Origin of the sequence: Methanospirillum sp. (assembly GCF_035560735.1) — an archaeon.
Classification (GTDB): Archaea; Halobacteriota; Methanomicrobia; order Methanomicrobiales; family Methanospirillaceae; genus Methanospirillum.
Window position 1 is genome coordinate 1 of record NZ_DATMYY010000145.1, and the last position, 7,612, is coordinate 7,612.

The 7,612-nt window shown below is 44.5% G+C and carries 10 protein-coding genes; 6 read left to right on the forward strand and 4 right to left on the reverse strand.

The annotated features are described in order from the left end of the window. Window positions 1-86: 86 nt before the first annotated feature. The 3 genes from VN429_RS04380 (at window position 87) to VN429_RS04390 (ending at window position 2,910) form a co-directional block, all read left to right on the forward strand. The gene (locus VN429_RS04380) at window positions 87-1,256 is read left to right on the forward strand and encodes an ABC transporter substrate-binding protein (RefSeq protein WP_325630197.1); all 1,170 of its coding nucleotides are present in this window, start codon (window positions 87-89) and stop codon (window positions 1,254-1,256) included. 100 nt (window positions 1,257-1,356) lie between these two features. Next, the gene (locus VN429_RS04385; protein ID WP_325630199.1) at window positions 1,357-1,848 is read left to right on the forward strand and encodes a putative immunity protein; all 492 of its coding nucleotides are present in this window, start codon (window positions 1,357-1,359) and stop codon (window positions 1,846-1,848) included. Window positions 1,849-2,052: 204 nt separating this feature from the next. Beyond that, window positions 2,053-2,910 carry a hypothetical protein gene (locus VN429_RS04390; protein WP_325630201.1) on the forward strand — a complete coding sequence of 286 codons (858 nt, stop codon included), beginning with the start codon at window positions 2,053-2,055 and terminating at the stop codon, window positions 2,908-2,910. An 11-nt stretch (window positions 2,911-2,921) separates the two neighbouring features. Here VN429_RS04390 and VN429_RS04395 read toward each other — a convergent pair whose 3' ends face one another. Further along, window positions 2,922-3,512 carry a DUF2115 domain-containing protein gene (locus VN429_RS04395; protein WP_325630205.1) on the reverse strand — a complete coding sequence of 197 codons (591 nt, stop codon included), beginning with the start codon at window positions 3,510-3,512 and terminating at the stop codon, window positions 2,922-2,924. Window positions 3,513-3,536: 24 nt separating this feature from the next. Further along, window positions 3,537-3,974: a winged helix-turn-helix transcriptional regulator gene (locus VN429_RS04400; RefSeq protein WP_325630207.1), complete on the reverse strand. Its 438-nt coding sequence runs from the start codon at window positions 3,972-3,974 to the stop codon at window positions 3,537-3,539. Window positions 3,975-4,036: 62 nt separating this feature from the next. On the opposite strand from VN429_RS04400, the gene VN429_RS04405 reads away from it, so the two are divergent. Beyond that, window positions 4,037-4,921 carry an epoxyqueuosine reductase gene (locus VN429_RS04405; RefSeq protein WP_325630209.1) on the forward strand — a complete coding sequence of 295 codons (885 nt, stop codon included), beginning with the start codon at window positions 4,037-4,039 and terminating at the stop codon, window positions 4,919-4,921. Window positions 4,922-5,031: 110 nt separating this feature from the next. Here VN429_RS04405 and VN429_RS04410 read toward each other — a convergent pair whose 3' ends face one another. Both VN429_RS04410 and VN429_RS04415 read right to left on the reverse strand, forming a co-directional pair. Further along, the gene (locus VN429_RS04410; protein ID WP_325630211.1) at window positions 5,032-5,865 is read right to left on the reverse strand and encodes a DUF169 domain-containing protein; all 834 of its coding nucleotides are present in this window, start codon (window positions 5,863-5,865) and stop codon (window positions 5,032-5,034) included. A gap of 2 nt (window positions 5,866-5,867) precedes the next feature. After that, window positions 5,868-6,302 (reverse strand): MarR family winged helix-turn-helix transcriptional regulator, encoded by a 435-nt coding sequence (locus VN429_RS04415; RefSeq protein ID WP_325630213.1) that lies wholly within the window; start codon window positions 6,300-6,302, stop codon window positions 5,868-5,870. 167 nt (window positions 6,303-6,469) lie between these two features. On the opposite strand from VN429_RS04415, the gene VN429_RS04420 reads away from it, so the two are divergent. Both VN429_RS04420 and VN429_RS04425 read left to right on the forward strand, forming a co-directional pair. Then, the gene (locus tag VN429_RS04420; RefSeq protein ID WP_325630215.1) at window positions 6,470-7,174 is read left to right on the forward strand and encodes a 4Fe-4S binding protein; all 705 of its coding nucleotides are present in this window, start codon (window positions 6,470-6,472) and stop codon (window positions 7,172-7,174) included. A 150-nt stretch (window positions 7,175-7,324) separates the two neighbouring features. Beyond that, window positions 7,325-7,609 (forward strand): hypothetical protein, encoded by a 285-nt coding sequence (locus tag VN429_RS04425; protein ID WP_325630217.1) that lies wholly within the window; start codon window positions 7,325-7,327, stop codon window positions 7,607-7,609. The last annotated feature ends 3 nt before the right edge of the window (window positions 7,610-7,612 follow it).

Sequence of the window (7,612 nt, forward strand, 5' to 3'; positions counted from 1 at the left end):
ACAGCTCCAGGCCAACATATGAAAATCCAGGGCATTTTCTGGATTAATCCCGAAGTTATTATCACGCATGAATAGAATGATACTGTATGAATCGGTGGAGATATCTGCTTGTCCTATTGGTATTACTCTGTCTATCCGGCCAGATTGGCCTGGCAGATCAAAATGGAACCGTAAACCCTGACGTCTTTAAGATAGGAGCAATTTATAACCTGAATGGATCTCAGGCAAATCTTGACATTCCTTCTTCACAAGGGGCACTCACAGCAGCGAGACTGATCAATAAAAAGGGTGGAATTGATGGAGTTAAGGTCGATGTTATCATGAGAGATGGAGCATCTGATCCTGAAACTATCAGAAAAGTAGCAGAAGATCTCATTTCCAATGAATCAGTACCTGTTCTCATCGGATTATCTGATACTGATATGGTCCTTCCTGCAGCACAGGTTGCAGCTGCACATCACGTTCCTTTCATCACATCAGGAGCAACATCCCCGAAACTCCCTGAACAAGTGCCTGATTATCTGTACCTGGCATGCTTTGGTGATAATGCCCAGGGGTCCCTTGCTGCTGAGTATGCGTACAAAAATCTGTCATATCATTCGTGTATTGTGGTTTACGACACTGATATGCAGTATACTACCCTGCTTGCACAATATTTCTCTGAGCGGTATAAAGAACTCGGGGGCACAATTGTTTCACAGGTTCCCATCCATCCAAAGACAAATGTCTCTGATGTTTTCTCCAACCTCTCATCCGGAAATCAACCTGATTTTTACTATATTGCGGTAGGACCTGAAGATGCTCCCGGTGTAATACGGGCAGCCCATGGACAGAATACAGTACCGATCATTGGTGGGGATTCTTTTGATACAAAGAACCTATCCAATGCCGTTCTCGATACTGATGGGGATGTCTATTACACCACTCATGCATATTTTGGTGGAGAAAATATCAGTTCCGAGATTCAGAACTTTAAAACCGATTACACATCTGAATATGGGACTGAACCAACTCCATTTGCAGGACTTGGATATGATGCAGTCATGATTGCAGTCAGGGCTGCAGGAAATAATGACCTTGGAACAGACCTGAGAGAAGGAATAAACCAGATACATGACTATTCCGGAGTAACCGGAACAATCTCGTATGAAAACGGAACAACAATCCCTAAAAAATCCGTTCATCTCATATACACAGATGGGTTAAGTCTGACACAGGTTGACAACAATGTGCCTGAAAAAGTTCCAAATCCATAACCTCTTTTTTGGAGATATTGAGTTTTATTTCAGACCAGGATAGAAAAATGTTCAACATTCTGAAATATTCCGGAATCTCAAACACAATATAGGAAAGTCATTGAGAGACAAACGATTTGTTGCCATCCATCGAGGGGGTAATCTCTCACCCGAAACCCATAAAAAGCTCATGAAATGGGCCATAACCTGCTTTGAGCATGTATTGCCGTATTATGGCAGGGAACCTGATCCGGTTTTGCATGAGGCAATGAATTATGCCCGTGAATGGTCACGGGGAGCTTGTTCAACCGGTGATCTTATCGTGGCATCACGGAACGTTCACAGGTTTGCAAAAACGATTACCGACCCTGTTGCATCCGCAGTTGTGCGATCAATCGGACAGGGGGTGGCAACAGGTCACATGGCAGACCACTGCATCGGAGCAGCCCTGTATGCTCAAAAGACAGTTCTCCTGGCAGGTAACCAGGTACAAGAAGAGAAAACCTGGCAGATAATGAAATTGTGTTCTGAACTGCCAAACGATATCACAAGCCTCGTAATCCAGACAATGAAGGTGAAGAGAAAAGGTCTTGGGTTGCCGGATGATACATAAATAAAGAAAATAGGAGATTATTCGATCCATCTCTGAATCTTCTCATTCACAAATCAGTGTTGACTTAACAGATTCTAACCGTGTTGATGATTAATCTCGGAGATCTATCAGGATCTTTGTTCTGACACATATGGATCCCAGGTCCGGCCAGCCGGTGGCTTAATGAGCGGAATAGTTTTGTATCAGTATGGATGAACCAGGTACATGGTTGTTTACCCTGGATTTGAAAAAATGCATCAGTTCCAGGGCCGGGTTGTTCTACTGCTCATGGTTTTTGGATATGCAGGCCTGTATATTCTCAATATTCTCCTGCCCCTGGACTGGTCATTTCCTTTTCACTACTCAAACCTGACATCCCGGATATGGTCATGGACTGAACTCCTTTTAGGAGCCGGAGCCCTCATCATTCTTGCGGAAACCCGGTTTGCAACCGAGAAACGTGAAATTATAACTGGATTGATCCTTGGAACAATCAGTGGGACAAGTCATTATTTCATGAACAATAGTCTGACTGATGGAGTACTCACCGGAATACTGGTCCTGGTCTGTTATACATCTGCAGTGCTTCTGATTCGTAAAAGGTCAGGAAAATCGATTATGACCTTTCAGCAGTCACCTTTGAGTATCACATCGCTCATTTTCTTTGGAATCATCATTTCAGTTCCCTTCGCCACTCTCAACCTTGCATATTTTTACTTCACCAGTGGATTGGAGCCCTTTACATCCATCATATCTGCCTCCTTTCTGGCATGCAACCCTGCACTTTCAGAAGAGATCATCTTCAGATTGTTCCCATTAATTCTGGTATTTTCCCTGCTCCGGACAGAGAGTTCAGAGAGATTGGTCTGTTTCACTGCTGTGTGCATCGGGGTTATTCCCCACAGTCTGAACCATCTTCCTGATTTATTCGTGAGTAATCCGGGTGCAGCAATCTGTATGGCTATTCTGACCTCAGTCTTCTTTGGACTTCCCATGTGCCTGCTTCAATTGTATAAAGGGCTGCCATCTGCCTGTGGATTTCATTGGTTTGTTGACATGACTAGGTTTTTCTTTGGGTATTGAAGATGCCTGGTTCAATCATTTTCAGACTGAACAGCCGGGCAGAAGTTACAGAGTGAGTGTGGAACCTCTTTTTCTTTGTCTCTTATCAGGCAGTAAATGACCCCGTCTCTATCCTCCACTTTGAATCCTCCCGGAAATGGCATTCCAACCGGATGACCTGGCTCTTCAAGGATAAACATCGTAAATGCAGCGATAAGATAGTAAAAGAGCCGGTGTTTGATGGTATACGGGATTGGCATCCTGCTCGCAGTATCATCCCATTGTGTACACCCAATCGGGATTATTTTGCAGAATGCATTGAATGTTTCAGGATCCTGGATAGACTCTGACATGGTTTTAAACCTTCCTGATCGTTGATATGTCAATAAGCGGTGATATCCTCCCAGGATCTGGTCAGTCAGGTATGGGCCAACCTGCTCGCGGTACGATCTGGGAAGCCTGATAAGTTCGGTATGAAGCCTCCCTCCGATCACCTGGAGATCCTGGAGCGTATACCTGGTAATCTCTATACTCAAAATCTCTCCAAGTTCTCTCTTCGTTCTGGCCCGGGAGAGATGCTCTGATATTTCAACGGTAACAGCCGTATCTTTATCTTCATCCATTATTTCTGACTCCTTTCTCTGAAATCACACCGATTCCTTGTTTTCATAGAGTGATGGATATAATTCCTTCATGGTCCGTGGCTTGTGATCTTCAAAGACTTCATGAGCATACCATTTTGCACCGAATTCAAGTATACTTAACAGAACCGGGATGGTATCATGTCCCTTTTCAGTGAGTTGCCATTCAACGACCCGTGGCTTGTCTTTGATAAGGTCAGGCCTGATGTAACCTGTCTCTTCAAGCTCCTGGAGCCGGAGAATCAGAACCCGTGAGGTGATACCTGGCAGGGATCGCTTAATCTGGTTGAACCTGTTTATTTTTCGCAGTGCAATGTCACGGAGAATGAGGATCGTCCATTTCTTTCCAAGAACATTGATTGTAGCATGTATCGGGCAGATATTGTATGCCACAGTGGGCTGGATGGGTTTCCTTTCCTGAGGTCTGGAACAGGATACTGGCATAGTATAGTTTTGGTGCCTGCTTGCTTAAAGTGGTATCCTTAGTATACCACTATGGGAAGAATATGAAACCGCATGATCATCACAATTCGTTCCACAGACAAGATCTGGCTGTGTGGATAACAGAGATTATAGAAGAATTTCACCTCAATTCTCCTGACAACAGCCTCAGGTTTGAGCATCATGAGAAAATCTTCGATGATCCTCTGGTTGGGTTTTCAAATGGTGGAGATCCGTTGTATGGTTTTTTCAAGGATGACATTGGTTCGCCATACATGACTCCTTTTGAGATCTTTCATAGTTCGTTCCCTGATAGTTCAGCACGTGCTGATGATCTCACCATCATCAGCTGGATCTCTCCTATTTCAGAGCAGACAAAACTGGATAACCGGAGTAAAACGGATTTCCCATCTGAACGTGGAGCCCGGACCAAATATTATAGTGAGACCTTTCAGGATGCATTAACGGCTCACCTCGTTTTAAAATTGAAAGAATCCGGTATCTTGGCAGCAGTGCCGCCTTCAAAGATCATACAGATCTCAACCAAATACGGATTGGCGTCAGCCTGGTCTGAACGACATGCTGCCTATGTCAGTGGTCATGGGACATTTGGGCTTTGTGACGGGATTATTACCAGAAAGGGAAAAGCGGTTATCTGCGGCTCGGTTATTGCACAGGTATTCATTCCTCCTACTGAAAGAGAGTATACTGATCACCATGCCTGGTGCCTGCATTATGCAAAAGGGAGATGTGAAGGATGTATAAAACGGTGTCCTGCCGGTGCTGTCACTTCACAGGGACATGACAAAATGAGATGCATGGAGTATTGCTTTGGTCCGGGAAAGGATTACATGAGAGAGCAATTCGGGTTTGATGAGTATATATGCGGGTTATGTCAGAGTGCAGTTCCGTGTGAGTCCAAAAATCCGGTGTTTTCCTTTGTTCTCTAATCGGATCATTCATCGGTCTATGGACTCTACCCAATACATGAGGACCGGTCACCTGCTCCTTTTTCCCTGTTATAGTACATTGAAAAGAGTTTACTCATTTCAAAAGGGGTTTAGGATCCATCCCTGAGTTCTATCCAGAGTCCTGAGTCCAGTATGCTTCCCGGGGCATTTGCTTCCATCTCAAGAAACAATCTGTATGGCACTGAAAACGTGAACTTGTCGGATCCCAGTGTTTTTCGCACTGCTGTTCTTGCCATCAGATCGGTAAGTCCGACTATTGCCCTGGGACTTTCTGATGTCTCTTCATCATATGTGCAGACCCCAAATGCCTGGCATCCTGAAGCCCCGGCTGCAACAACGACTCTGTTTGTGATCTGACCGTGGGTATAGTTTGCAAGAATTGATAGCACAGATATCTGGTCAGGATTTCCCAGAAAGATAACGCTTTTTATTAACTCATCCGGCTCTGTGAGTGAGAGCGGTTTAAAGAGAACATACTCTGTTGAAACAGTATAATCAGGCAATGCGTTAAGAAACTCTTTCGCAACTATCGGGTTCTTCTTGATCCTCTCTCCATTCCTGAGCATCTCTTTCTGGTGTGGATTTGTGAGAGTTTCAAGCCTGGCATCATAGGCCTCAGTATCTCTGCATCCCTCCCTTCCATTTGAGAGAAAACAACAGAAATTCTCTTCATTTCCTGAAGAATGGTGCTCAAACGGGCGGCCAAAACCAATACCCATGGCACCTCCGACACAACCATATGCATTTTTTGATAATGCGGTAATCTTTCCATCAAGGACAGCCTTGGCATAATACCACATGAGGCATGCCCAGGTTCCGGGTCGTATCTCAAGTGCATGTTCAGGTTTTGTATCGCTCCACACGATTGCGACCGGTTCTGTTAGTAGCCCGGCCTTTTTGGCAACGTTACTTATGATAGCCATAATTAGTCTTCTCCGGTGTCGAGATTCGAAATAACACGTTTGATGAGAGTATAGAGGACTTTTTCTTCTTTAGATGATAATCCACTCAAAACATTTTCATTGACCTGATCTCCTATCCTGACAAGATCTGGTTTGAGAGCAAGCACGGATTCTGTGAGTGAACAGATCCACTGCCTGTTATCTGACTGGTGTTTTGTTCTGGTGATGAGTCCGGCCTCCTCAAGTTTTCTGATCTCACGTGAGCAGAGACCTTTGTCTATCTCAAGATCTCTAGCAATCTGCTCCTGGTTGGAACCATCATGTTTGTAGAGATACCTGAGGATTGAATACTGGGTGATCTTAATCCCAAATCCGGTGAGTTCTGTGTTTAGTCGTTTTTGGATTAGCCAGTACGCAAGTGACACATACTTTCCAAACGGCCCGTCCGTATCTCTCATGCAATTAGTTGATGAGTCAACAAAGGGTATAATGTTGACGGGTCAACGATTTGAAGAGTTGATGTGTCTAAAATACGAACCCCTGTTTTCATTCTTTCCCTGGGGGAAACCGGAGATCCTTACGAACAACCTAATAATTTTCTCTCCAATTCACTTGCAAGAATTCTATGGAATACAATACTCACCTCACAGACACGATCAGATCGATGGCCCTGGAATCTGGAGCTGAGCTTATCGGGTTTGCAGATATTCAGGTATTTGCTGATTCGAAATACCAGGGAAACAACCCGGCAGAAATTTCAGAGGCTTTGAAAACTGTCATCCTCATTGGCATACCTATTCCCAAAGGAGCCTTTCTCCCTCTTCCCAAAGGCCGGGCAGAGTATACAAATACCCTTATGGCAGGAACAGCAACGCTCCGGATTATGGCATACCAGTTAGCAAGAAAACTGGAGCAGGAAGGCTACCTTGCCAGTATCGCACCAAGTGAAGGGAGCGAGTTCGGGTATTGGTATGCAAATAAAGAGACTCTGATGGCTGATTTTTCAATGAAATACACAGCCTACGTTACCGGACTTGGATCATTTGGAAAGAACCATCTTTTCATATCTGACACCTACGGGTCCCGGGTCAGATTCTCTGCAATCCTTACTGATGCAAACCTGAAACCAGATTCCCGGTCTGAACACTTTATTCATCCCTCATGCAAGGATTGTGATGCCTGTGTCCGTGCCTGCCCGGTGCAGGCGATCAGTCCATCCGGGACTATTTCACGGCAATTATGTGCTGAATATATGTTCAAGACCCTGGGAGGGCTTCGGTGTGGTATGTGTATCAGAGCCTGCCCCTTGTCATGTAAATTCATGCGATAACCGGGTATGGGCAATATTGTGCCAGCCACTCGGAAGAGTCAGAGGAGTAGCGTTCAGAATCTCTTTATCTGCCTGACTATTGGATGATATTTGAAAATTTGCATGTTAACTGGTGAGGATAATCTCCTTTTTTTGCCAGGTCAATTAAAATTGTTTGAATACCTCGGAAATCAGTCCCTGATGGTGGCGTTTGAGGATATTACGAGCCAGAAGATAAAAGAAGCAGAACTTCAGGCCTCACAAAATAATCTGCAGATCATTTTTGATAATACTCTCTATGCAATGCTTGTTATCACCGATGGCGTTTTTAAAGAAGCCTTCGCCAGTCGCCTAATTCTTCGGCTGCAACCGAAGAAATTTCCTCTTCTCTCTCACAGATTTCTCAAGCGATGCACTCAGTCACTCGTGACGTTGAAGAAATATCATCAGAGATGATAC

Bases quoted from the DNA above. Each gene is read 5' to 3' on its own strand.
- VN429_RS04400 (WP_325630207.1), bottom strand. From the start codon at position 3,974: ATGCCAGTATCCTGTTCCAGACCTCAGGAAAGGAAACCCATCCAGCCC.
- VN429_RS04420 (WP_325630215.1), top strand. From the start codon at position 6,470: ATGGAATACAATACTCACCTCACAGACACGATCAGATCGATGGCCCTG.
- VN429_RS04405 (WP_325630209.1), top strand. From the start codon at position 4,037: ATGAAACCGCATGATCATCACAATTCGTTCCACAGACAAGATCTGGCT.
- VN429_RS04390 (WP_325630201.1), top strand. From the start codon at position 2,053: ATGGTTGTTTACCCTGGATTTGAAAAAATGCATCAGTTCCAGGGCCGG.
- VN429_RS04395 (WP_325630205.1), bottom strand. From the start codon at position 3,512: ATGGATGAAGATAAAGATACGGCTGTTACCGTTGAAATATCAGAGCAT.
- VN429_RS04410 (WP_325630211.1), bottom strand. From the start codon at position 5,865: ATGGCTATCATAAGTAACGTTGCCAAAAAGGCCGGGCTACTAACAGAA.
- VN429_RS04415 (WP_325630213.1), bottom strand. From the start codon at position 6,302: ATGAGAGATACGGACGGGCCGTTTGGAAAGTATGTGTCACTTGCGTAC.
- VN429_RS04380 (WP_325630197.1), top strand. From the start codon at position 87: ATGAATCGGTGGAGATATCTGCTTGTCCTATTGGTATTACTCTGTCTA.